The 24,791-nt window shown below is 52.6% G+C and carries 25 protein-coding genes and 1 pseudogene; 16 read left to right on the forward strand and 10 right to left on the reverse strand.

Annotated features, from left to right (window positions below):
- Positions 1-273: 273 nt before the first annotated feature.
- Positions 274-2,616: a DNA helicase PcrA gene (gene pcrA, locus MLD66_RS05135; RefSeq protein WP_247215865.1), complete on the forward strand. Its 2,343-nt coding sequence runs from the start codon at positions 274-276 to the stop codon at positions 2,614-2,616.
- On the opposite strand, the gene MLD66_RS05140 is transcribed toward pcrA, so the two are convergent.
- Positions 2,613-3,620: a phosphoribulokinase gene (locus MLD66_RS05140; RefSeq protein WP_247215866.1), complete on the reverse strand. Its 1,008-nt coding sequence runs from the start codon at positions 3,618-3,620 to the stop codon at positions 2,613-2,615. The two genes, pcrA and MLD66_RS05140, sit on opposite strands and share 4 nt — an antisense overlap.
- 387 nt (positions 3,621-4,007) lie before the next feature.
- Here MLD66_RS05140 and MLD66_RS05145 point away from each other — a divergent pair, with 387 nt between their 5' ends.
- On the forward strand, positions 4,008-5,042 hold the full coding sequence (locus tag MLD66_RS05145; protein WP_247215867.1) for a deoxyhypusine synthase: 1,035 nt from the start codon (positions 4,008-4,010) through the stop codon (positions 5,040-5,042).
- Here MLD66_RS05145 and MLD66_RS05150 read toward each other — a convergent pair.
- From MLD66_RS05150 to MLD66_RS05175, 6 genes are all read right to left on the reverse strand, one after another.
- Positions 5,039-5,755: a M15 family metallopeptidase gene (locus MLD66_RS05150; protein ID WP_247215868.1), complete on the reverse strand. Its 717-nt coding sequence runs from the start codon at positions 5,753-5,755 to the stop codon at positions 5,039-5,041. The genes MLD66_RS05145 and MLD66_RS05150 overlap by 4 nt on opposite strands.
- 4 nt (positions 5,756-5,759) lie before the next feature.
- Complete coding sequence (locus MLD66_RS05155) at positions 5,760-6,404, reverse strand: YqiA/YcfP family alpha/beta fold hydrolase (protein ID WP_247215869.1); 645 nt, start codon at positions 6,402-6,404, stop codon at positions 5,760-5,762.
- The gene (locus MLD66_RS05160) at positions 6,404-6,880 is read right to left on the reverse strand and encodes a GNAT family N-acetyltransferase (protein ID WP_247215870.1); all 477 of its coding nucleotides are present in this window, start codon (positions 6,878-6,880) and stop codon (positions 6,404-6,406) included. Before MLD66_RS05160 ends, MLD66_RS05155 begins: the two co-directional genes overlap by 1 nt.
- 117 nt (positions 6,881-6,997) lie before the next feature.
- The gene (locus MLD66_RS05165; RefSeq protein WP_247215871.1) at positions 6,998-7,939 is read right to left on the reverse strand and encodes an apocytochrome f; all 942 of its coding nucleotides are present in this window, start codon (positions 7,937-7,939) and stop codon (positions 6,998-7,000) included.
- A 25-nt stretch (positions 7,940-7,964) separates the two neighbouring features.
- Complete coding sequence (gene petC / locus MLD66_RS05170; RefSeq protein WP_247215872.1) at positions 7,965-8,510, reverse strand: cytochrome b6-f complex iron-sulfur subunit; 546 nt, start codon at positions 8,508-8,510, stop codon at positions 7,965-7,967.
- Positions 8,511-8,562: 52 nt separating this feature from the next.
- A complete protein-coding gene (locus tag MLD66_RS05175) occupies positions 8,563-8,778 on the reverse strand; it encodes a DUF1049 domain-containing protein (RefSeq protein WP_247215873.1) in 216 nt (71 codons plus the stop codon).
- Between the two features lie 134 nt (positions 8,779-8,912).
- On the opposite strand from MLD66_RS05175, the gene MLD66_RS05180 reads away from it, so the two are divergent.
- A complete protein-coding gene (locus MLD66_RS05180; protein WP_247215874.1) occupies positions 8,913-10,508 on the forward strand; it encodes a DUF3370 domain-containing protein in 1,596 nt (531 codons plus the stop codon).
- A gap of 76 nt (positions 10,509-10,584) precedes the next feature.
- On the opposite strand, the gene MLD66_RS05185 is transcribed toward MLD66_RS05180, so the two are convergent.
- Positions 10,585-11,184 carry a GIY-YIG nuclease family protein gene (locus MLD66_RS05185; RefSeq protein ID WP_247215875.1) on the reverse strand — a complete coding sequence of 200 codons (600 nt, stop codon included), beginning with the start codon at positions 11,182-11,184 and terminating at the stop codon, positions 10,585-10,587.
- A gap of 67 nt (positions 11,185-11,251) precedes the next feature.
- On the opposite strand from MLD66_RS05185, the gene MLD66_RS05190 reads away from it, so the two are divergent.
- The 4 genes from MLD66_RS05190 to MLD66_RS05205 are packed head-to-tail and all read left to right on the forward strand — an operon-like array spanning position 11,252 to position 15,111.
- A complete protein-coding gene (locus MLD66_RS05190; RefSeq protein ID WP_247215876.1) occupies positions 11,252-12,346 on the forward strand; it encodes an SPFH domain-containing protein in 1,095 nt (364 codons plus the stop codon).
- 22 nt (positions 12,347-12,368) lie between these two features.
- Positions 12,369-13,544 carry a hypothetical protein gene (locus MLD66_RS05195; protein ID WP_247215877.1) on the forward strand — a complete coding sequence of 392 codons (1,176 nt, stop codon included), beginning with the start codon at positions 12,369-12,371 and terminating at the stop codon, positions 13,542-13,544.
- Between the two features lie 18 nt (positions 13,545-13,562).
- Positions 13,563-14,189: a ThaI family type II restriction endonuclease gene (locus tag MLD66_RS05200; protein ID WP_247215878.1), complete on the forward strand. Its 627-nt coding sequence runs from the start codon at positions 13,563-13,565 to the stop codon at positions 14,187-14,189.
- 4 nt (positions 14,190-14,193) lie between these two features.
- Entirely contained in the window at positions 14,194-15,111 is a 918-nt protein-coding gene (locus tag MLD66_RS05205; protein ID WP_247215879.1) for a site-specific DNA-methyltransferase, read from the forward strand.
- Here MLD66_RS05205 and MLD66_RS05210 read toward each other — a convergent pair.
- Positions 15,108-15,236: pseudogene (locus tag MLD66_RS05210) on the reverse strand (ATP-binding protein); the annotation flags it as partial. The gene MLD66_RS05205 and the pseudogene MLD66_RS05210 overlap by 4 nt on opposite strands.
- Before the next feature lie 474 nt (positions 15,237-15,710).
- Between MLD66_RS05210 and MLD66_RS05215 the strand changes: the two are divergent.
- From MLD66_RS05215 to tsaD, 4 genes are all read left to right on the forward strand, one after another.
- Positions 15,711-15,992 (forward strand): Calvin cycle protein CP12, encoded by a 282-nt coding sequence (locus tag MLD66_RS05215; protein WP_247215881.1) that lies wholly within the window; start codon positions 15,711-15,713, stop codon positions 15,990-15,992.
- A gap of 150 nt (positions 15,993-16,142) precedes the next feature.
- Positions 16,143-17,249 (forward strand): sodium-dependent bicarbonate transport family permease, encoded by a 1,107-nt coding sequence (locus MLD66_RS05220; RefSeq protein WP_247215882.1) that lies wholly within the window; start codon positions 16,143-16,145, stop codon positions 17,247-17,249.
- A 52-nt stretch (positions 17,250-17,301) separates the two neighbouring features.
- A complete protein-coding gene (locus tag MLD66_RS05225) occupies positions 17,302-17,634 on the forward strand; it encodes a hypothetical protein (protein ID WP_247215883.1) in 333 nt (110 codons plus the stop codon).
- Between the two features lie 470 nt (positions 17,635-18,104).
- Positions 18,105-19,142: a tRNA (adenosine(37)-N6)-threonylcarbamoyltransferase complex transferase subunit TsaD gene (tsaD, locus tag MLD66_RS05230; protein WP_247215884.1), complete on the forward strand. Its 1,038-nt coding sequence runs from the start codon at positions 18,105-18,107 to the stop codon at positions 19,140-19,142.
- Here tsaD and speA read toward each other — a convergent pair.
- Complete coding sequence (speA, locus tag MLD66_RS05235; protein WP_247218981.1) at positions 19,139-21,097, reverse strand: biosynthetic arginine decarboxylase; 1,959 nt, start codon at positions 21,095-21,097, stop codon at positions 19,139-19,141. The two genes, tsaD and speA, sit on opposite strands and share 4 nt — an antisense overlap.
- A gap of 91 nt (positions 21,098-21,188) precedes the next feature.
- On the opposite strand from speA, the gene MLD66_RS05240 reads away from it, so the two are divergent.
- Genes MLD66_RS05240 through MLD66_RS05260 form a run of 5 tightly spaced genes read left to right on the forward strand, consistent with a single transcriptional unit; the run spans position 21,189 to position 24,734 of the window.
- Positions 21,189-21,962, forward strand: coding sequence for a nuclear transport factor 2 family protein (locus tag MLD66_RS05240; RefSeq protein ID WP_247215885.1), 774 nt, complete (start codon positions 21,189-21,191; stop codon positions 21,960-21,962).
- Positions 21,959-22,636: a septum site-determining protein MinC gene (locus MLD66_RS05245; protein ID WP_247215886.1), complete on the forward strand. Its 678-nt coding sequence runs from the start codon at positions 21,959-21,961 to the stop codon at positions 22,634-22,636. The genes MLD66_RS05240 and MLD66_RS05245 overlap by 4 nt, the downstream gene beginning before the upstream one ends.
- A gap of 23 nt (positions 22,637-22,659) precedes the next feature.
- Complete coding sequence (minD, locus tag MLD66_RS05250; protein WP_247215887.1) at positions 22,660-23,457, forward strand: septum site-determining protein MinD; 798 nt, start codon at positions 22,660-22,662, stop codon at positions 23,455-23,457.
- A gap of 26 nt (positions 23,458-23,483) precedes the next feature.
- Complete coding sequence (gene minE, locus MLD66_RS05255; protein ID WP_247218983.1) at positions 23,484-23,753, forward strand: cell division topological specificity factor MinE; 270 nt, start codon at positions 23,484-23,486, stop codon at positions 23,751-23,753.
- Between the two features lie 9 nt (positions 23,754-23,762).
- The gene (locus tag MLD66_RS05260; protein ID WP_247215888.1) at positions 23,763-24,734 is read left to right on the forward strand and encodes a glycosyltransferase family 2 protein; all 972 of its coding nucleotides are present in this window, start codon (positions 23,763-23,765) and stop codon (positions 24,732-24,734) included.
- Positions 24,735-24,791 lie beyond the last annotated feature (57 nt).

Raw genomic sequence — 24,791 nt, forward strand, 5'->3', positions numbered from 1 at the left:
CCTGTACTGCATTTGACCCGTCGCTTGGGTCACAAACCCATAGGGTTATGTGCAGATAGAACCACTCTCAAATCAGGGCACCTCTGTTGAGGAAAAAGCAGGGGTACTGTAGATACTTGCTTCGTATTTTTTTTATTAAGATGCCTGGGGTTTATTGATTTTTATAGATACTATGCCAATATGATTGAAAACCGACCGAATATGGGGCGAAAATTCACAAATACCTCAGTTATGATGATAAAATACCATGCGACTGTTCCTCACTGACCCCCTATGGACACCCCAAGCCTGCTGTTATCCGGGCTGAATCCGGCACAACGTCAAGCGGTGCAACATTTTTGCGGCCCTCTGCTGGTGGTGGCGGGGGCAGGTTCGGGCAAAACCCGGGCGTTAACCTACCGGATTGCCTATCTATTGGAACATTACCGGGTTGACCCGCAACACATTTTAGCCGTTACGTTTACGAATAAGGCGGCCAAGGAAATAAAAACCCGGATTGAGGATTTACTTGCCCAGCGTTTAGCCAAACAGTCCGGTCAGGAATTTGCCCAGCTATCGGGGGTGGAACAAAATCAATTGCGCTCCCAGATTTATCGCCAGGTGACCCGGCATCTCTGGATGGGGACGTTTCATAGTTTATGTGGTCGCCTCCTGCGTTACGACATTGAAAAATATCAGGATGAACAGGGGCGAAAATGGACGAAAAATTTTACGATTTTGGATGAGGGTGAGGCGCAAACTCTGATCAAGCAGATTACCCAAAAAGATATGAATTTAGATGAGAAACGTTTTGATCCCCGGCAGGTACGTTATACCATTAGTCGCATCAAAAACCAGGGGAAATCCCCCAGCCAATACGAGCGGGAAGAACCGAATTATCGGGGGCGGGTGATTGCGGAAGTGTACAGCCGCTATCAACAGGAACTCGCTAAGAATAATAGCCTGGATTTTGACGATTTACTGCTGGTGCCCGTGCGGTTATTTCAACAGAATGAACAGATTTTAGCCTACTGGCATCAACAGTTTCGCCACATTGCGGTGGATGAATATCAGGATACCAACCATACCCAGTATGAATTAATCCGTTTATTGACCACCAATGGGCAGGCAGTACGGGATATTTCCTGGGAAAACCGTTCCATTTTTGTGGTGGGCGATGCGGATCAATCCATCTATCGCTTCCGGGGCGCAGATTTTACGATTTTAATGAATTTTCAAAACGATTTTGGGGACCGCTTGCCGGATGATGACACCCGCACGATGGTGAAATTAGAACAAAATTATCGCTCGGTTGCCAACATTTTAACAGCCGCCAACCATCTGATTCAACACAACCAGGAACGGATTGATAAAATACTGCGTCCAACCCACGGTGCCGGGGACAAAATCCTCACCTTTGAAGCGACGGATGAGCGGGACGAAGCGGATTATATCCTGCAAAAGTTACGGCATTTACGCCAGAAAAATCCCCACTATTCCTGGCAAAGTTTCGCCATTTTATACCGCACCAATGCCCAGTCCCGTGCCCTGGAAGAAGTGCTGGTGCGGGGGGATATTCCGTATCAGGTGGTGGGGGGATTGCGGTTTTATGACCGGAAAGAAATTAAGGATGCCCTAGCCTATTTACGTCTGTTGGTGAACCCTACGGATAATATCAGTTTAATCCGGGTGATTAATACGCCCAAACGGGGGATTGGTAAAACCACGCTCGACCAGATTGGGCAATGGGCGGAAGAACGTAATCAATCCCTGTGGCAAGTGATTGCCGGGACGGATGCCCTCACCCAATTCAAGGGAAAAACCGCTAAATCCATTCAGGAATTTGTTTACTTAATCGAACATTGGCAACAACAATTGGACAGCAAAACTGCCCCCGAAATTATCCAGGGGATTCTCACCCAGTCGGGCTACCGGCGGGAACTGGAATTGGAAGGCACGGATGAGGCCAACGAACGGTTGCAAAATTTGCAGGAATTGGTGAATGCCGCCATTCAGTACGGGGAGGAGAATGAAGACACCTCACTGATTGGTTTTTTGTCCAATGCCTCCCTGGCTTCGGATTTAGACCAGTTGGAGCAGGGGCCGGACAAGGTGACCCTGATGACCCTCCACGCCTCCAAAGGTTTGGAATTTCCGGTGGTGTTTATGGTGGGCTTGGAGCAGGGGCTGTTCCCCAATTTTCGCTCCCTGAATGACCCGGTGGCGCTTGAGGAGGAACGCCGCCTCTGTTATGTGGGGATTACCCGAGCCAAGGAACGGCTGTTTCTCACCCATGCCACCTCCCGCCGCCTCTACGGCAACCAACGGGAACCGGCGACGGCATCCATGTTTTTGGAGGAATTGCCCCCGGAGGTCGTCCGAGCTGACCGGGCAGGTTCCTGGAGCCTTCCCTCAAACCCAAGGCAAGCGACCCATCCCCGTTCACCGAAACCCTCTTCCCCCCGGCGGACTTGGAGTGTCGGGGATCGCTGTCTGCATCGCAAATTTGGGGTGGGGCAGGTTACCCACGTTTTTGGGCAGGCACCCCGAATTCACCTGGGGATTCGGTTTGAGAACCATCCCACCCCCAAAATGATTGACCCCCAGTTGGTGGAGTTGACCCCCCTGGAGGACTAGACGGTGGCGGCCACCGGGGCGGCTTCCTTGGCGGTGAGATAGTGGTAGGTCTCCCGCATTTTCAGCCCCACCAACACCTGAAACAGCCCAGTACCATTGTTGGAACCCGGATATTCGGGATGCTTGCGGAGCAATTCGGTCATTTCCCCGTAGTGCTGGGTGGAGGTATTGCTCAGGTGTTGCTCGATGTAGATCAATTCTTCCAGCCGGTCAAATTGCCCATCCACTTCGAGTACGGAAACCTGATGGCCGTAGTATTCATCCGGGCCATAGAACAGGCGAATCCCCGGGTAGGAACAGGTGAGTTTGCGGCCGCAGGGAATCCAGGTAATGGTGGAGCCTTCATCGAATAAATAGGCAGGACGAAAACCCGGGCGACCCTCTTTTTGGATCAACCGCACCCGCAGAACCTTCCGCTCCGTATCGTTGGGGATCAATTGGGTGGGTAAAATCTGAATCACCACATCGGCGTACTGTTTTTGCGGGTCAATGTACGCCATGAAATCCGGGCGGCGGGCTTCAATCGAACGGATCACATCCTCGTAGGTATGCCCCCGTTCCGCCATATCCCGTTGGATTTTCCAAGCGATTTTGACCGCATCATCCAGGTCTAAATAGACCCCAAAATCCACCAACTCCCGCACCCGCTCATCATAAAAAGGATGCAATCCCTCAATCACCACAATCCGACTGGGTACGATGGTTTCCGGCGGGTCAATTTCACCAGTTTCGTGGTTATAAATGGGTTTTTCAATGGCTTTACCCGCTTTTAGTGCTTTGATTTGTTCATACATTAAGTCGAAATTGTTCGCCTTGGGGTTGAGTGCCGTGACCCCCGCCGCCTTGCGCTGTTTCCGGTCGAGGCAGTGGTAATCGTCCAGACAAATTACGGTGAGCCACTCGGCTCCAAACAAATCCGTGAGACGGCGCAAAAACGTGGACTTCCCACACCCGGAGTCCCCCGCCACGCCAATGACCACAACCGGTTCTGAATGAGTGGACATGATTGTAGTGAAAATTACTGTTGGGTTGATCTTAACAGAAGGGGGAACGGCTCACAACACCAAATTTACCTACGGGGATCAGGGATTTCCTGGCTGGGAACGATGGATTTGGGAGGGAGTGCCCCCCATTGCCCCCAGGGGAAAGTCTGCTATAGTTTTAATTGTGCGTTACTCGTGCCTTCCTGACATCCCATGCCTGACCCGTGGCGACTAGCCAGCCTCTGGCACCTGGAAACCAAGCTGGAAAAACGGCGGGAATCCGACCCCGGTCTCTTTTGGCATGACCGTTGTGAGGGACCTAGTCCCTGCTAACCCTTCCCGTGGAGGGTGGTTGGCAGTAAAAAGCAGTAAAAAATTGCTCTTCCTTTTGGACTAGGAGGTATGGAGATGGAGCGTCAAGAATTGTTGCAGACGACCGTAGAAGCGATTGACATCAAGCAGTTTGATGTGGTGGGTTTGGTGGAATCCATGGCGCAAACCGCCTTTCAAGCCCGCAATCTGGGGCGAGCCGCCCAAATTTACGACCAGATGATCCAGGACCGGGAATGTAACATCATCCTGTGTTTGGCTGGTTCCCTGTTCAGTGCGGGTTTGAAGAAAGTGGTGTTGGATTTGGTCACCCACAACATGGTGGATGTGATCGTGTCCACCGGTGCCAACATTGTGGATCAGGATTTCTTTGAAGCCCTGGGATTTCGGCATTATGTGGGCGACCCCCTGGCGGATGACGAGGTTCTGCGTCAGCACCAGATTGACCGGATTTACGACACCTACATTGATGAAAATGAACTGCGGGTGTGTGACCATGTGATCGCCCAAATTGCCGATACGTTGGCACCCCGCCCCTATTCGTCCCGGGAGTTTATCCAACACATGGGGGCGTATCTGGAGCGGTATGGCAAGGATGACCAGTCGGTGGTGTTGGCGGCGTACCGGCATCAGGTGCCGATTTTTGTCCCGGCGTTTAGCGACTGCTCGGCGGGGTTTGGGTTGGTCTATCACCAGTGGTATGCGCCGGATCGCCATGTGACGATTGATTCGGTGCGGGATTTCCGGGAGTTGACCCAGTGCAAGCTGGCAAGTCCCTACACCGGGCTGGTGATGGTCGGCGGCGGCGTACCCAAGAACTTTGCCCAGGATACGGTGGTGGCGGCGGAATTGTTGGGTTTTGAAGCCACGATGCACCGCTATGCCATTCAGATCACGGTGGCGGATGAGCGGGATGGGGCACTTTCCGGTTCCACCCTGCGGGAAGCCCATTCCTGGGGCAAGGTGAATATGGCGACGGAACAGATGGTGTTTGCGGAAGCCACGCTTGCCCTGCCCCTGTTGGCGGGGTATGTGTATGGCAAGGGGAATTGGCGCACCCGTCAGCCCCGCAAGCTCGCCCAGTTGTTCCAGCGGCAGTTGGCGGCGGTTTAGGGGTGGTTTAACCAGGGCGGTGGGGAATCTCCGGGGGTTCCCCGCTCCTCGACCCGTCCGTAATGGGCGGTGGACGCACCAGTTACCCATGCCCACAGTTGATCCCCCCAGGAAAAATGCCACCATTCTTCGGGATGACGGACAAAACCGGCGTGTTGCATGACTTGATGGAGTAAATTGCGATGCACGCTGTACTGACTGTCTGGGGGGTAATAATCCGGCAGGGAGCGGGGCGAACATTCATCAATCGGGGCACCCATATCTATTTCCTGCCCACATTCATCCCATAGGGTTAAATCCACGGCGGCACCAGTGCTGTGGGGGGGTGGGGTAGCCGGGTCATCGCTGGGGACTGCCCAAATTTGATACACCTGCGCCCAGCGTGCCTCTGGTGAAAGTTCCGGCTGGGTTTTCAGCAATTCTTGATAGGTATAGTGCACCATAAATGTTTGCACAAAATTAGGACGATAGCCATCAAAGATACACAGCCGCCAACCGGGTTTAATCTGCTGTAAATAATCCTGGGCTTGTAATAATTTTGTTAACACACTTTGCCGGAGGGAGAAAGGGGAATGAGAACCGTAGGGCGCACCGAGTTGGGCGTAGGGGTGGGGCTGGGTTAAACTCACTTGCTCTTCGGGAATCAGCACTAAAGGTTCACCGCATTCCTGAATCGGGAGATAACGGTAGGGTTTGAGTCCAGGAGTCGGCATGAATTTAGGCGGGATTTAGTTCTAAAAAAGTGCAAATTTCCTGCCAGATAGCGGGTAAATCCCGTTTCAAACTATGGTCATCCGCTACCGGTACCAAGCGCACCCAAGGGCGGGTTTGGGCATAGGTTTCACTCACGGCAATCGGCACCACATCATCCAAGTTCCCATGAATAATCAGGGTAGGTACGGGGCGGGCTAATTTCCCATCATCATAGGAGCGTAAATCCACTAAAAAATCGTAGTGCAAGGGTAATTCTTTGCCTGCGCCGTAGTGATAAACCAGCAGGGTGCCCTGGTTTTGCCATTGTTCAATTTGCTCAGGGGTCATTTTTTCCTGCCAATACTTGAGCATCCCAAAGGCAGGCGCCAGGAGAATCATATGGCTAATTTGGGGATGGTTTTCTGCCAATAAAGCGGCGGTTAAGCCCCCAAAACTGGAGCCAATTAAAACCGTGCGGGTGGGGGGTAAAATGCTTTCAATTTGTTGAATTTGCCGGGTGAGGGTGAGGTGGGTAAAATCCCCCTGGTTCAAATCGGGAACCTGAATCGGAATACCTAAATCCGTAAATTTTTGCTGAAAAAATCGGGCTTTCCCCGAATTGGGGCTGGAGGCAAATCCATGAATGTAGATGACCGCAAATTCAGCCATTAGGACGTAGGCAGGGCGGGAGAATTGGGGGCTTCCATTAACCGTTCCAATTCAGGCAAGGGCAAGGCGGGTTGGCGGTTAAATAAAACCATCGTGGTGGTGAGATTTTCCGTGAATCCCAACCGTTCGTAAAACCCCTGTTGACTGCTGGTCATCAGATACACCCGTTCCACTTGGTTAATGCTGGGATGGGCGAGGAGGGTGGTCACTAGGGTGCGCCCCAACCCCTGCCCCCGGTACTCCGGGTGAATCACCACGTCCCAAAGCACCGCCCGATAGACCCGGTCGGAGGTGGCGCGGGCAAAGCCAATCAACCGTTCCCCGTCCCAAGCGGTCACCACCGGCTCACTGTGCTGAATGGCGGTCTCCAGGTCGCTGAGGGTACGTTGGCTCGCCCAAAACGCCCCAATGGCGAGTAAATGTTGCACCTGGGAGACATCTACTTTGTGCCGGTCGGTGCTGAAGGTAATGGTCATGGAGGTGAGTCGTTGACTTTGCGAAGATTAATTCAACCCTGATCGAGCATAACAGAAAAATCTTTGAGTACAAAAAAAGGGGGATGGCTCCCCCCACCGATATGCTTGGGTGACTCCCTAAAATTCCATCTGCGCCTGTACCTTTTCCCATTGGCGTTTTTTCAGCACCAGCATCACCTGGGCAAAGGCGACCGTTGCCAAAAATGCCATCAACCACTTCAACCGGGTGGGGCTTTGCAGGACAATTTCCCCTTCTGCTTGCCCGAAGCCGCCCACGTTGGGATTGTTCGTCAAGGGCGCATCAGCACTCACCGTATCCCCGACCGCCACAATCAGGCTCGGTCCCGGCGGGATGGTTTCCTCCACAGGCGCACCGGTTTCCGGCTGAATCGTCACCCGATAGCCGCCCCCTTCCTGGGGAGTAATGGCGGTAATCTGTCCCGCCACTGGGGTGGTATAGACCGTGTTATTGCTCTTCTCGCCGGTCGGGTAAACCTGTCCCCGTCCCCGATTGCCGCCCAGGTACACCGGATACTTGAAGAAATGCACATTCTTGTTGGTCGCCGGGTCGGGGGAGAGGATGGGAAACACAATTTCCTGGTACTGGTCCCCCGGCAAAGGCCCCACCAGCAGGATATTGTCCTTATCTTCGCTGTAGGGTTGGTAATAAATGCCTTCAATCTTTTCCTTCATTTCCGGCGGGATGCGGTCCTCCGGTGCCAGGGTAAACCCCTCCGGCAAAATCACCACCGCCCCCACATTCAACGGTCCAGTACTGCCATCCGCATACACCTGTGGCACGCTGGTATCGTAGGGAATCTTCACCTTCGCCTCAAAGACCTGGTTGGGTAAAACCGCCTGGGGCAATTCCAACCGCACCGGTTTCTGGGCGAGATGGCAGTTGGCGCAGACGATCCGCCCGGTAGCTTCCCGGGGATTTTCATAAGCCTGTTGCGCCCAGAAAGGATAGGCATGGGCAGGGGCGGGGGTCAAAGCCCACAGGAGCCATATCCCCAAAACCATTACTGCCAGCCGAGTTAAAGAAAAATTGGGTTTCATAGTGTGATGATGACCTAAAAAAGGGTTAAGTCCACCAGGGCTTTTGCCCCGTGCGAAAATCCGTCTCCGTCCAGGTGGTAAAGAGTACCTTGTCGTCCTCCGTGACCTGGGCTTTCACCAACGCCAGGGACAAGGGGGCAGGGCCACGCACCACTTTCCCGGTTTTGTCGTACTGGGAACCATGACAGGGGCAAATGAATTTGTTTTCGCTGGCATTCCAGGGCACCACGCAACCCAGGTGGGTACAGACCGCATTCAAACCGTATTCAGCAATTTGGGCATCTTCCGTGACGATAATATAAGTCGGGTCACCCTTGGGGCCTTGGGCCAGGGAACGGTCGCCGGGGGGATGGGTTTTCAGGTATTCATCCACCTTGATGTCATTTCCCAGGGCGTCCTTGGCAATGATGCCGCCCCCGGCTGAACCCCCGGAACCCGCCGGGATAAAAAAGCTGACAAAGGGATAAAGGGCGGCCAAGGCGGTGGCCGTCAATCCCCCGGTCATTAACAAATTCATGAATTGGCGGCGACCCATATCGGGTACATCGGCACTGCTAGAGACGGAAGCCATGGCAGGAATCCTGAGAAGGTACGTTATATTTGGACACACGCATCTTAGTCTATCACCTGGGGAACCGCCATCGCCGTTGTCCCATCCACAATACCGCCCCAGTCACCAGTCCCAGGGCAAACCCCAGGGTCAACACCCAGCCAAAGGGGAGGGGAATGGATTGCCAAAACAACCAGCGCAGGTTGACCAAAGTAGCATTTTGTACAGAGAATAAGGCGGTAAATAACAGTCCCAAAGCCAATAAAATCGAGATAACAATAGCAACCACGATTTGCGAATCCTTCGGAGGTGCCGGGAATTTTTAGGGATAATTTTGACTTGAAATCCTGGGAACAGACAGATTATAGCTTTATTATAATCATGGCTCGCTCCTAACCTTCGCTACCCTATCCCATGCTGTTTATGTTGCCAATCCTTGCCCAGGCTACCCCAGCGCCGCCCCCGACCCCAGCGGCCCGGCGGACGATTTTCAGCCCCCAACCGGTACGGCCTTTGCCGGGGGTATTGGATGGTGTGCTGATGTTCAACAGCAACAGCCCGGAGGTGGTGCAACAGGAAGGGATTTTACTGTCCACCTTTCCCCCCCAGGGCAAACGCACTCCCCAAGCCCACCTAAATCTGCGGTTGTCGGGGCAGTTTACCCTGTTTGCCCACCATATCTTCCGCACCAACGACCCGGAGAATACGCCGACGTTGTTTTTGGGGTTCATTTTGTACAACCCTACCCAGGAGTACGTACGACTGAATGTGACCCAGGCGGCGAGTTTTTTGAGTACGCCAGAGGCACCGTTTGTGAATTTGCCCTCCTACCTGGACAATGCCCGGGGCTATGTGTTTTCCGGGCCAGGGAGTCGGGCGATGAATGTGGTCTTGCGGGGGGGACGGCAGAGAAATTGGCCGCCAAATCTCGTGTTGGCGCCGGGGGAGTACCGCTTGTTGGCAAATTTACCCATCCCTGCTCCCCGCTTACCCCGCACCGTGACCTCCCGTTTGCCCGTACCGCCGGAAATCAATCTGGCGCAGGGGATGGTGCTGGCTCTGCAAAATCCCACCCTGGCTCCAGGGGAGATGGAGGTGGTGCCGGAACCGAACCTTTATCCGTCTTCCAATGGTCGCTCTACCTTTGCCCGGTTGACCAGCGATGGACCGGTGTATGTGGCGAGTCTGGCTCGGTATGCCAGCCGTACTTGGGATGGTCGGGAACAAGTGCCCACCCTCCAGGACTGGGTGCAGGTGTTGGAACAGGGCACCTTGGCGGGACCCCGGGATATTCCCCCCACACCCCTCCATGCCAGTAATGCGGTGCGATTTTTCTATGGTCGGGTGGCGGGGGTGGCACAAGGCTCCCAGTGGTCAGCCCGGTTGACGGATGAGGCGGCGGGGATTGCTTCGGATCAACCCCAGCTGTTGACCATTCCCCCCCAGGGGCAGGCGTTTTCCTACGGGTTGAGTACCCTGAACCGGGGCACCTTCGGCACAGGGCAAATCCAGAGTGCCCCCCTGTTGGTACGTTATCCTGACACCGCCTATCTGGCGCATGGGAATTATGGGGTGCATTACGACCTGCAAATGCCGCTGTACAACCCCAGCAATTTCCCGCAGACGGTGGCGATTTCCCTCCAGTCCCCCCTCAAGGACGATGCCAATCGGGGCGGTCTGCAATTTCTGGAACCGCCAGAACCCCGGGTCTTTTTCCGGGGCACGATTCGCCTGCGCTATCCGGCGGAAGATGGCTCCCCCCAAGTCCGTTATGTCCATGTGGTCAAGTATCGGGGGCAACAGGGGGAACCCTTGGTGACGTTAAATTTAGCCCCCAAGGAGCAACGGCTGGTGGAGGTGGATTATCTTTACCCCCCCGATGCCACGCCGCCCCAGGTGTTGACGGTGCAGACCCTCAGCCCCAGCGTGACCCAAACGCCCCCCAAACCCAGCAACCCGGAACCTCGACCCTTGACCCAGGTTCCAGCGGCTACCCCAACAACCCTCAAACCTCGCTAAAGCCACCTGTCAGAACCCGTCCGAGCGAAATGGGGTTACGGCAACACCTCATCCGTAAGAGCGGGGCAAGCGTTGATCAAATCTCTGCCACCCGGTAGTGAATCCGCCAAGGGGCACCCCATTGGTTCCAGGTTTCTTTATTAAACGGGGGCAACCAATGCTGAATCAAGGTTTGTTCCAACCGTTGGCGAGGACGGGTCGCCCGGGGCACCTGCCAATCAAAAACCCACTGGATTTGGGTGTCCAATTGATAGCGGCGATGGTCGTCTAAATAGTAACTTAAATAGGTTTTGCAATCGTGATGCCCCTGCCACCGCTGGCGCAAATTCACCGTTTCGCCGATGTATAAAATCAACGGGGCGGCTTGGTCAATCACAAAATAAATACAGGGTTCATTTTGGGAAAATTCCCCCGGTACCCGAAAAAATTCCCCCCCCTGGGGCGTTAGGGAAAAAGGGTTGCGTAACGGGGATGGGCTGGAAGTAGCAAATAAATCCGTTTGGTGGCAGAGCCTGGGGGTTTGCCCCTGTTGGTAGGCAATGATTTTTTGTTTCCATTGGCGCAACCGTTCCCCATCCCAAGCGACGGGGGGTTGACCGGTAATGTAAATCCCCGGAACCGTCATGGCTCGCCATTGTTGGCGGTTGAACAAGCTAATTTGCTCTGCTTCAGCCATCCTGACCCCAGCCTTGACTTTGTGATATATTAAAGCAAACCGTGAGCCACCGGGACTGGGGGAAATTATGGTGTTGCTGATAGGGAATATCTTTCGGGGTCAATTTATTGATGTCATCGAGTGGTTGGACAATACCAATACCACGATGGTCTATCGTTTTGAACGGTTTAATAATGAAATCAAACAGGGGGCAAAATTAATCGTCCGCCCGGGGCAGATGGCGGTATTTGTGAATGAAGGTCAGGTGGCGGATGTGTTCCAAGAGGGGACGTATGAACTCTACACCCGCAACTTGCCGATTTTAAGCACCCTGAAAGCCTGGTCTTACGGGTTTAATTCCCCGTTTAAGGCGGAAGTGTATTTCTTCAGCACCCGGAATTTTACCAACTTGAAATGGGGTACCCAAAACCCAATCACCCTGCGGGATGCGGACTTTGGACCGGTGCGGGTGCGGGCATTTGGCTCCTACGCCATGAAAGTAAAAAACCCCCAGAATATGTTGCAACAGTTGGTGAGTACGGACGGGTTGTTCCAGGTGGATGAAATCAGCAACCAAATCCGCAATGAAATTGTCTCGAGTTTCGCTTCCTGGGTGGGCAGAAGCAAAATTCCGGTGTTGGATTTGGCGGCGCAGTACCGGGATTTGGGGACAAAAATTCGCACGGAAATTCAACCGGATATTGACCGGTTTGGGTTGGAATTGACCCAGCTTTTGATCGAAAACATTTCCCTGCCGCCGGAGGTGGAAGCGGTACTGGATAAGCGCACCTCGATGGGGATTTTGGGGAATATGAACCAATACACCCAATTCCAGGCGGCGAATGCCATCGAAGCGGCGGCGAATAATCCCCGGGGTGCTAATCCGGCGATGGATTGGGGGATGGGGATGGCGATGGCTCAGCAGTTAGCCAACAATCTGGGGCAAGCCAATAACCAACCGAGTCCGGCGACTCCCCCCCCGCCCCCCGGTGCGGAGTTATGGCATTTCTCCCGGAATGGGCAAACCTTTGGTCCTTTCCCGGTGGAACAGTTGCTCCAGCAGGGTTTGACCGCCGATACCTATGTGTGGAAAGCGGGGATGACCGCCTGGGTGAAAGTGGCAGAAGTGCCGGGATTAGCCAGCCGTTTGAGTACGATGCCCCCGCCGCCGCCGCCAGCGTAACCGTTGCCATTCAGCAAAATCCATGACTGCACCCCGGTCAGAGACCCCCGTCTATCACACCTGTCCCCAGTGCGGGGCGAAGGGGCTGGAATTTTCTCCCCAATTGCAGAAGTTGCAATGTACCTACTGTGGTTGGCAGGGGGAGGTGCCCAGCACGGAAGGGGAGATTCAGGAGCAATCCTACGAGGCGTTTTTGCGGAAGGCGGACAGCCAGCAGGTGACCCTGACGGCGCAGGAAATCAAATGTCCGGGCTGTGGGGCGGTGACCACCTTTGACCCCCAAAATGTGGCGGATGTGTGTGCGTTTTGTGGCACCCATTTGAATGTGCAACCCCAAACGAGCAACCCGATCCTTGCCCCCCAGGCGGTACAGCCCTTTGTCGCCAGTCGCCAGCAGACCTTTGCCCAGCTTTTGCAGTGGTTGGGTAAGAATTGGTTTGCCCCCAATGACCTGAAAAAATTGGCGCAACCGGAAAATCTCCAGGGGATGTATTTGCCCTTTTGGACGTTTGACAGCCATACCCGCAGTTTTTATCGGGGCGAACGGGGGGAATACTACTACGAAACGGAAACCTATCGGGATGACGAGGGGAATTTGCAAACCCGTGAGGTGCGCCATACCCGTTGGTACAGTGCCCAGGGCTGGGTGGAGCGGTTTTTTGATGATGTGTTGGTGCCTGCGACCCGTTCGGTGCCGACCCGCCGTCTGGAACAATTGGTGCATTTGGGCTATTCTCCGGCGGGCTTGAAGAGCTATGCCACCAGTTTTTTGAGCGGCTATCGGGTGGAACGCTACCAAGTACCCCTGCGGGAAGCCTTTGCCCAGGCGCAACAGAAAATGGATGCGGTGATCCGGGAGGATGTGCGGCAGGATATTGGCGGGGATGAACAACGGATTGAGAGTATCAAAACCCAGTACAATGCCGTTACGTTTAAGCATATTCTCCTGCCCGTGTGGATGTTTAGTTATCGCTATCGGGGCAAGTCCTATCAGGTGCTCGCCTGCGGAGTGACGGGCAGAATGTTGGGGGATTACCCGCTGAGTATCTGGAAGGTGGTTTTAGCGGTGCTTTTGGGGTTAATCGTGGCTGGGATTGGGTTATGGGCGTTCATCGAATCAGAAAAGGAATCCCCACCGGAACCGCCCCGCCAGGAACAAAGTTGGGCAACAAATATACGGGTATCTGCGGGTATCTGAAGGATGTATGATTGACCCATGAAAATTGCTGAACTATTCACTGACACTAAAATAGTGGTCAGGATACAAGAGAGATTGCCATCATTATTCCATCTTGCGGAACTGGAAAGTTCTCGCGGTGGAAATGTAGGGATGGAAGTTGGTTCAATTAGGGAAAAAATTGTCATTGCATTATTGATCTACAAGTTTGGCGAGCATAACGTTGAAACTGACATCCCAACCACTCAACCAGATGTAGATGTGAAAGTGTTCAATGAGCCAATCTCAGTAAAGACAATCACAGGAAAAAGTTTGAATGGGGTCAAACTTATTTGGACAGTTGATGAAAAAAAGGCTTCGGAGTTCAGCCAAAGCTATGCTCCAAGCTCTGATATGCTCCTGGTACAGGTGAACTGGAATAATTCGGGCTGGTTTTACTTATTCCCGAAATCTGTTCAAGTTGAAATCTTCAATCAAGTTGGATCACAAACTTATATTAAACTTCCGAAACCAGGCACTAATCCACGTGGAGTTGAAATTGCGGGAGAAGCTCTTCGTCTCCTTGCCAACCATCCAAAAAGTCTCAAAATTCCAATAAATTGGCTACGGGAAACGATTGACTATAATCCCTACGAACGATGGTTAGAATTGTGGCAAAAGGATTGACTATATGAGTAAAAGTTCAAAAACAAGTAAATTTGGTACCACGGCTCGCATCAGTCATGATTCCTCTGAATATTACAGTTCTAGGCTCTATGCGGAGTTATCACAAGATAATGGTGATCCCCCCGTTCCTGATCAGGTTTTCCCATCAGAGTATGAAAACACGATCCTATTAGGAACTTCTGAGAATATGCAAGAACTCCCGGATAACTCTGTCCACCTGATGATTACTTCACCCCCGTACAACGTAACTAAAGAGTATGATGAAAATCTGACCCTCAAAGAATATCTCCAGTTACTGAGAAAGGTCTTTACTGAAACCTATCGTGTGCTGGTGCATGGTGGTAGGGCTTGTGTCAATGTAGCCAATTTAGGACGCAAGCCATATATTCCCCTATCGGACTATATTTCGCAGATGATGCTTGAGATCGGTTTTCAGATGCGCGGGGAAATCATTTGGTATAAAGGCGCCGGGGCTGGTGTTTCTATGGCTTGGGGAAGTTGGTGCTCTGGGACTAATCCTGTTCTTCGGGATACCCATGAGTATATTCTTGTTTTTTCAAAGGGTTCATTTTCCCGTAAGAAGTCCGAGGGGAAGGTGGATACAATCACTCGTGATCAATTTATGGAATGGACAAAATCTGTATGGATCATGAATCCAGAATCGGCTAAAAAAGTTGGTCACCCTGCGCCATTTCCTGTTGCGCTACCCTACAGGCTGATTCAGTTATATACCTTCACGGAAGACATCGTTTTAGACCCTTTTATGGGTAGTGGTTCTACTGCCATAGCGGCTTGGAAATCAGGCAGAAAATATGTGGGTTACGAAATTGACCCAAACTACATAAAACTTGCTCAAGAGCGGTTAGCCGCACACACAGATCATCAGATCGAGCTTGAGATATGGAATTCTCACCCGACCTAAGCCGTCTGGAGTTGGGTAGCCGGACGCAGAGTGAGGGTAAAACAAGTTTGCCCATCTCCACTGGTGACGGTGATCTGCCCGCCCAGTCGTTCCACCAGACTTTTCACTAAAGCCAAGCCCAAGCCCGTGCCCCCGTACTGTCAATTGATAGAGGTATCCATTTGTTTCGATAAAATGCGAATGGCATAGGGGTCGCAGGGGCACCGCCCCCGTAAAAGAAGCACCTGCGGTGTATGGTTCTGGAGAATTTTTGTTTGCAAATCAAGTGGGATTGCTATATCCCTCAATTTGTGAACAGGCTGTATAGTAATTTCAAACAAGTTTGCGACATTCGCCTTTACCTGCAAACCCTCTCCCGGAAAGGAATAAAGCGATTGCCAATACCTAAAAAGTGTCGCATTCTAAAACAGAATGACTATAATTGATAGAGGTATCCATTTGTTTCGATAATGGGATATGTAAGTAACCCTTATGAATATGGGGTGATATTCGTTTAGATAATAGAATACAGAAGAAACTCCTATGGAAAATGGGTTGATATTTACTGGGATTCTGTCTAATTTGAAGACAGGTAAATCACTCCTATGAGGTACGCTAAAATGTCGCAACTTTTAACCGCCCTAAATGTTGTTGATTCATGTCCCACTCAAGCAGTTAACCACGATGTTTCTCTGCAAAATCGTCTCCGGGCTGCCTTGGAACACGCCCGCCGTGTGACCAGTATGTATGGGGAAGATCACATTGAAATTGCCCTCGCTTGGGAGATGGTGGCAGAACTGGAAAAAGCGCAACGACGTCAGACCCAACCCCGGCTGAGCAATTTTGAGTTGTATTGTTTGATGAATCCCGATGCTCCCGAATGTCGCATTTATGATTTGTAGGGATTTTAATTCCTGATCTGATGCGGTCGGAAGCTAATTTTTTCCTATGAGCCTGAGGGTTGCCTGCGACTTCTAGCCTAATGGCTCATATTTTATACCCATTGCAGGTTTTTGCCAATATATTCCTCATTGAAAGGGAAGGAGGTAGGTGTGGATTTCTGGTCTTCGTTTTTAGCGGATTTTGTTAAGCAGTTGCAGTCCCCGACGCTCAGCTTTTTGATTGGTGGGATGGTGATTGCCGCCCTTGGCAGTCAGTTGGTGATTCCCGAGGCAATTTGTCAGATCATTGTCTTTATGTTGCTGATTAAAATCGGTCTGACCGGTGGTATGGCTATCCGTAATTCCAATCTGACCGAGATGGTTTTGCCGATGGCATTTGCCATAGTGTTGGGCATTCTGATTGTCTTTATTGCCCGCTATACCTTGGCGCGATTGCCCCGGGTCAAAGTTGTGGATGCGCTGGCGACGGGGGGATTATTTGGGGCGGTGAGTGGCTCGACGATGGCGGCGGCCTTGGCCACGTTGGAGGAACAAAAAATTCCCTTTGAGGCCTGGGCGGGGGCGCTCTATCCGTTTATGGACATTCCCGCTTTGGTGACGGCGATTGTGGTGGCTAATATTTATCTCAACCAAAAGAAACGGCAGGCTACATCGGAGGAATATTTCAGCAGGGAGCCGGTGGCGGCAGGGGATTATCCCAGTACCCGGCGGGAGTATCTCAGCAAACAGCGGGGGCCGGTCGCGCATCGGGTGGAAATTTGGCCAATTATCAAGGAAAGTCTCCAGGGGCCTGCCCTATCAGCCATGTTGCTCGGCATTGCCCTGGGTCTGTTTGCTCAGCCGGAGAGTGTTTATAAGAATTTTTACGATCCCCTGTTCCGGGGTCTGCTTTCGATTCTGATGTTGGTGATGGGGATGGAGGCCTGGTCACGGGTGGGAGAATTGCGGAAGGTGGCCCAATGGTATGTGGTGTACAGTGTACTGGCACCGTTTGTGCATGGCTCCATTGCCTTTGCCCTGGGGATGGTGGCTCACTACCTGACGGGGTTCAGCCTGGGTGGGGTCGTGGTGCTGGCGGTGATTGCGGCTTCCAGTTCGGACATCTCTGGTCCACCGACTCTGCGGGCGGGGATTCCATCGGCCAATCCCTCGGCGTACATCGGGGCTTCCACAGCCATTGGCACACCCGTTGCTATCAGCTTGTGTATCCCGTTTTTCCTGGGGCTGGCGCAGTCCTTGGGTGCAGGAGCAAATTAGTGTTGGGAAAATCGTACACACTCTGTAAGCATTTTGTAAGGAGGTAACTTACATGGCTAAGCCAGCCAAAAAGCTCGTCATCATCACGGAAAAAATTCTGCTGAAGAAAATCGCCCATATCATCGAGGAGTCTGGGGCAAGCGGCTACACGGTTCTGGAAACCGGCGGGAAGGGCAGTCGCAATGTGCGTTCTTCGGGGCAACCCAACGTTTCCGACACCCACGGCAATATCAAATTTGAGGTACTGACCCCGGATCGGGAGATGGCTGAGAAGATTGCCGATGAGGTTGGCATCAATTTTTTCCTCAATTACGCAGGCATGATCTACATTTCCGATGCGGAGGTGCTGTATGGGCACAGTTTCTGTGGACCAGAAGGCTGTTGAACTAGCATCAACACCTCACTAATGATGATCAGAACCGGGTGATCCCCGGTTTTTTTTTAGTGCTATAGGAATCCTAACTGAATTGAGAACAAGGGTCGCAGTAGGTTCGTTAATTGAATAAGAGCGCCCTACAATAGGACTTTATGGGAACCCCTATTTATTTGCACCAATCATCAATCCCATCCTGGGAATGCCTGTATTACTCAGAACCAGAGGCGGGGGTGCCCCCTGCGACCGCTAATTTTGAATTTATAGAAGTACCCTTATAATAACTTTATAATAAATAAATTGAGGGCGCCTCTATTTATTACTATCAGTGGAAGATTATTTCGCTAAAGTGCTCATATTAATGGCTACGCCACGCAGGCTATCGAGAACCAAGACGGGGGCTACGCCCCTGCGACCCATTTTTAGCAGTGCCCTTGATGCTCAACCCCTAATAAAAACTTGGAGAAATTTACATCAATTTTATGACTACCATATTAGCCATTGAAACCAGTTGCGATGAAACGGCGGTAGCGGTCGTACAAAACCGGTGCGTTTTAGCGGAGGCGGTGGCTTCCCAAATTGCTCAGCATCAGGTCTATGGCGGCGTGGTGCCGGAACTTGCGTCTCGCCAACATTTGGAAGGGATTAACCTCCTCCTCCAGCAGGTGCAAAAGCAAACCGGGCTATCCTGGGGGGACGTGGATGGCATTGCCGTTACCTGTGCGCCGGGGTTGGTGGGTGCCTTGAATATCGGGCTGGCCGCCGCCAAGACATTAGCAGTACTTTATCAACGCCCCCTCGTGGGGATTCATCACCTGGAAGGTCACATTTGCGCCGCTTATTTGACCGAACCTACACTGGAACCGCCGTTTTTGTGCCTGTTGGTATCGGGGGGACACACCAGTTTGGTGGCAGTGCGGGACGGACAGACCTATGACCCCCTGGGGCAAACCCGGGACGATGCGGTGGGGGAAGCCTTTGATAAGGTGGCTCGCCTGCTGGGGCTAGGGTATCCCGGTGGCCCGTTGATTGACCGGCTGGCCCAAACCGGAAATCCGCATACTTTTGCATTACCCGAAGGTAAAATTTCCCTGCCGGGGGGGGGCTACCATCCCTACGACATGAGCTTTAGCGGTCTCAAAACCGCCGTGCGTCGTTTGGTCGAACAACTGCCCTCACCCCTACCGGTAGCGGATGTGGCGGCGAGTTTTCAGTACACTGTGGTGCAAGCCCTGACCCGCCGGGCGATTCGCTGTGCCTTGGCAGAGGGGTTGACTACCCTGGTCGTGGCTGGGGGGGTGGCAGCCAATCGGGAATTGCGGCAAACCATGACCACCACTGCGGCTCAGCACGGTATCCGGGTGATTATCCCGCCCATGAAGTACTGCACGGATAATGCCGCCATGATTGGCTGTGCTGGGGTATTGCGCCTCACCCAAGGACACCATTCCCCGTTGCACCTCACCAGTCAGTCCCGCCTGTCCCTCACGGAAATTAGTACTTTGTACGTTAAAGACTAGGAATAGCTGGGGTCGCTCAGGTAGGTGTAGCGGTTCAGGCTGTGTTCGTAGTGGGCAAGCAGGCGTTGGGCTTCATCCAGGGTAATGCGATTGGCTTGCAAAGCGGCTTCACTTTGACGGCGCAGATGTTCAAGCAAATCCTCCGCATCGTACTGCACATAGCCTAACACTTCCCGGAGGGTGTCGCCCTTGACGACGTGTTCGATGTGATAGCCAGCGGGGGACAACCGAATATGCACCGCATTGGTATCCCCAAACAGGTTGTGCAAATTGCCCATAATTTCCTGATAGGCTCCCCCCAAAAACAGCCCCAAGTAGTAGGGTTGCCCCGGTTGATAGGAGTGCAATTCCAGGAGGGATTTCACATCCCGCAGGTCAATAAAACGATTGATTTTGCCATCACTATCGCAGGTTAAATCCGCTAAAGTACCCCGGCAAGTGGGTTTTTCATTCAGGCGATGGATGGGCATGATCGGAAAGAGTTGGTCAATTGCCCAGGTATCCGGTGCGGATTGAAAAACGGAAAGATTTACATAATAGATGGAAGCCATGATATTGGGCAGGTCTTCGAGGTCGTCGGGAACGTAGTCCTGTTGTTGGGTAATATCCAGAATTTTTTGACAACATCCCCAATATAAGCGTTCCGCATCCGCCCGCTCCCGCAGGGTTAAATAACCCAAATTAAATAAGCTAATTGCCTCGTCCTTGAATTGGGTGGCATCGTGGTAGGCTTCCTGATAGTTATCCGGGCGGATTGTGCTGTAGGTTTCGTACAAATTCCGCAGGACGATATGGGCTGATTCCGGGGGGCTAGGTGGGACATCCCGTGGCACTTCCCCGGTTCCCAACACATCGAAAATCAACACGGATTGATGCGCTGTTAATGCCCGCCCACTTTCACTGATTAAGGTCGGGACAGGCAGGTTTTTCTGCATACAGGCATCTTTGATGGCAGCCACCACATCGTTGGCATAGTTCTGCATGGTGTAATTCACGGAGGCATAAAAATTGGTTTTGGAGCCGTCGTAATCTACCCCCAAACCCCCCCCCACATCCAGATAGCCCATCGGCGCACCCAAAGCCATTAATTCTGTGTAAATTTGCCCCGCTTCCTTGAGGGCATCCTTCAGCACCCCAATTGCGGAAATTTGCGAACCAATATGGAAATGCAACAGCCGTAAACAGTCCAGTAAATTAACTGCCTGGAGGCGTTCAACGGTTTGCAAAATTTCCGGTACGGTCAAGCCAAATTTCGCCCGTTCCCCGGCGGAATCTCCCCAACGTCCCACCCCTTTGGTACTGAGTTTTGCCCGCACGCCCACCACCGGACGAATGCCGAGGTTTTGACTGGCTTGGATCACCAATTCCAGTTCCGCCAATTGCTCCAAAACGATGATGGTTTCATGCCCCAACCGGCGGCTCAAAATCGCTGTTTCGATATACTCCCGGTCTTTGTAACCATTACAAATCAAAAGTGGTGCCGCCTGCGGTTGTCCCGTCGGCAGGGTGGATAGGGCAATTAGTAATTCCGGTTTGGAACCCGCTTCTAACCCAAAATGATAGGGTTGACCAAACTGCACCAGGGCTTCGACCAAATGCCGTTGTTGATTACATTTAACCGGAAATACACCCCGATAAACGCCTTCGTAATTGTAGCGGGCAATGGCTTTAGCAAAACAGGCATTTAGCCGTTCAATCCGATTCTGTAAAATGTCGGGAAAACGAATCAGTAAAGGTAGCTGGATATTCCGTCGCTGCAAGGATTGCACCAATTCAAATAAGTCTAGGGAACCGCCCCGTTCTCCCATCGGCGAAACCGTAACCCGACCGGCGGCATTAATCGAAAAATAGGGTTCGCCCCAGCCCTTGATCCGGTACAATTCCTCGCTATCTTCAATCCCCCAAGATGATGCGGGTGCGGTTGCCGGAACCATCAAACCTGCCTGTGTGGTCATGAATGCCTGTGCCCCCAATGCGGCTAACATCACAAATCTTACCGGTTCGCCGCTAAAATGGGGGGAACGGGTTGCAATGGGCGGAACAGGCATGCGTAAGTATTCCTACTGGTTTTTGGGGTGTGCCCTGGGGGTCGTTCTATGGGGTTGGGCGAGGGCAGGGCAGGCGTTACCGCCGGAATCCGCACCGGAAGCGGTGAAAACCTTTGTCCGTCAGTTGGATGAGGCGATGAATCAACGCAACCCGGATTCTGTACTAAATTTATACAGCAATAATTTTAGCCACGGGGACGGCTACAACCGAGAAGTTATCGCCAAATCCCTCGCTCGACTGTGGCAGAGATTTCCCAATTTGACCTACCGCACCGAGTTGACCAACTGGCAACCCCAGGGGCAGGGTTTTGTGGTGGAGTTGCAGACCCGCATCCAGGGCACGGAGACGCAAAAGGGACGGCAGTTTAATTTAGCCAGTATTTTGAAAACCCGGCAAACCCTGAGCCAGGGGCAAATCCAACGACAGGAAATTCTCAGCGAGCAGACCCAGCTAACTTCTGGGAAGGAGCCACCCCAGGTAACGGTGAATGCGCCGGAGGTGGTGGCACCGGGGCAACGGTTTGATTTTGATGTGATCGTCCAGGAACCACTTCAGGATGAGCAGGTGTTGGGGACGGCGATGACGATGGCGGTGAACCCGGAGCAATTGCTGGAAAATCCCCGCTTGAGTCTGGAGGTGCTGTCCTCTGGCGGTCTGTTCAAAACCGGGCAAGCCCCCAACACCCCCGGCAGTCAGTGGTTGTCGGCGGTTCTGGTGCGCCAGGGGGGGATTACAGTGGTCACCCGCCGCCTACGGGTCGCTACGCCATGACCTGTCCATTGGTGCAACCGGGCACCCTGGGGTTGGAGGTGACCTTACCCCCGGATTTGGATTGGACACACCTGCAAGATGTACTGCAACAGTATTTTCAACTCACCGAGTCCTGGTGGTCACCGGCAAGCCCAGTCCGGCTGGTGGCGGGAACACGGGTTCTGAGTACGGAGCAGTTGGCATGGTTAGCAGAATTATTACAAAAGCATGATTTAGTGCTTGTAAATGTGCAAACCGAGGTGCGGGCAACGGCGGTGGCAGGGGCAATGGCGGGGTATTCGGTGGCGCAGGGGGAGTTACCTGCCCAGGCAGAACCATTAGGGGCACCCGCTTTGTATCTCAACCATGCGGTGCGCTCAGGGGTGGAGGTACGCCATCCGGGGACGGTGGTGGTGGTGGGGGACGTGAACCCGGGGGGTTGTATCGTGGCAGACGGCGATATTCTGGTGTGGGGGCGGTTGCGGGGGGTCGCCCATGCGGGGGCGGGGGGCAATTCTCAACGGTTGATCATGGCGTTGGAGATGGCGGCTACCCAATTACGCATCGGTCGTTTGGTCGCCCGTACCCCGGCGCATCTGGCGTTTTACCCGGAGGTCGCCTGTGTGCAGGGGGATGCCATTGTCCTCCATCCGGCTCGGGATTTTGGCAGAACGACCCCTGGGGGAGTATTCTGATAGGCAAGCATAGCGGGTCAGGCATGGGACGGATTGTGGTCATTACTTCGGGCAAGGGGGGTGTGGGCAAAACCACCACCACGGCGAATTTGGGCATGGCGTTGACCCGGTTGGGGCGGACGGTTGCCCTGATGGATGCGGATTTTGGTCTCCGCAATTTGGATTTACTGTTGGGGCTGGAAAACCGGGTGGTGTACACGGCGTTGGAGGTGTTGGCGGGGGACTGTCGCCTGGAGCAAGCCCTGGTGCGGGACAAACGGCAACCGGGTTTGGCACTGTTACCGGCGGCACAAAATCGTAATAAAGATGCCATTACGCCGGAGCAAATGAAGCAGTTGGCAAACCTGCTGGCGGAAAAATTTGATTATGTGCTGATTGACTGCCCCGCCGGGATTGAATCCGGGTTCAAAAATGCCATTGCCCCGGCGCAGGAAGCCCTGTTGGTGACCACCCCGGAAATTGCCGCCGTGCGGGATGCGGACCGAGTCGTGGGGCTGTTGGAAGCGCATGGGATTCGCAAAATTGCCCTGATTGTCAACCGCATTCGCCCCCAGATGGTGCAGGCAAATAACATGATGTCGGTGTCGGATGTGCAGGAGATTTTGGCAATTCCTTTGGCGGGGCTGGTGCCCGATGATGAACGGGTGATCATTTCCACCAATCGGGGGGAACCCTTGGTGCTGGAGGCGAATTTATCCCTGCCGGGGATCGCTTTTCATAATATTGCCCGCCGGTTGGAGGGGGAAAAAGTACCGCTTCTCGACCTCGATGCCCCTTACAATACCCTTATGGGTCGTTTGCGCCGTTTCTTTAGCCGGTAATATGGGGTGATATGTCGGTACTGACTGTGATTCAAGAATTTTTAGAGCGTTTATTTCCCCGTTCCGGTGGTAGTCGCCAGGATGTGAAACGGCGTTTGCAATTGGTGCTTGCCCATGACCGGGCAGATTTAACGCCAGAAATGTTGGAAAAGATGCGCCAAGAAATCGTGGAAGTGATCTCCCGTTATGTGGAATTTGATGCGGAAGGGATGGAATTTTCTTTAGAAATGGATGAACGGGTCACCGCCTTAATCGCCAATGTCCCGATCCGGCGGGTGCGTAATGAAGTGCTGTAGTTGTTCCTCATGATCCGTTATTCCCTGCTGGTGCCGGTTTACAATGAAGCGCAAAATTTACCCCAACTGTATCAGCGGCTCCAACCCATCATGGATAGCTTAGATGGAACCACAGAATTGGTTTTGGTCAATGATGGGAGCCGGGATGAATCTTTAGAATTAATGCGGGAATTGCATCAGAAAGACCGGCGGGTTTGTTATATCAATTTAGCACGGAATTTTGGGCATCAAATTGCGGTGAGTGCGGGATTACAGTTTGTGCGGGGAGAGGCGGTGATAATTTTAGACGCAGATTTGCAAGACCCACCCGAATTGATCCCCGATATGATTGCCCTGTGGAAGCAGGATTATCAGGTGGTTTATGGTCAAAGAATCAAACGCAAAGAAAATTGGTTTAAGCGGTTTTGTGCCTATGGTTTTTATCGGGTGTTGGGGTATCTAGCAAGTGTGGACATTCCCCGGGATACGGGGGATTTTTGTCTTTTAGACCGGCGGGTGGTGGATGTGTTAAATGCCATGCCGGAACGGAACCGTTATGTGCGGGGATTGCGGGCGTGGGTAGGGTTTCGGCAAACACCAATTTTCTATCACCGTCCACCCCGATATGCTGGTGAACCAAAGTACACCTTCCGCAAAAGTTTGTCTCTAGCAATTAATGCTTTGGTTTCTTTTTCCCGGGTGCCTTTACGTTTGGCAACATACTTAGGTTTTTTAGCTGGATTGCTGGCTTTGATCATGTCTATTTTAGTAATTTACTGGCGATTTTTTGCCCCCGATTCTCCCCTCACGGGTTATTCATTGATTATTTTAACCATTTTATTTTTAAGTGCCGCTCAACTGATTACTATTGGCATTCTTGGGGAATATATTGGTCTGATTTATGAAGAAGTGAAAGCCCGTCCTTTATTTACAGTTTCAGAAGTGTGTGGTTTTGAATCTCAGGAAGTTGCACCATTAGCAAATGAATCCATACGGGTATGAGGCGATTCAGTTAAAAATTCACAAACCAGATTCCTCAACGCAGGAATAATACTAACC

Origin of the sequence: Synechococcus sp. C9 (assembly GCF_022984075.1) — a bacterium.
GTDB lineage: Bacteria > Cyanobacteriota > Cyanobacteriia > Gloeomargaritales > Gloeomargaritaceae > Gloeomargarita.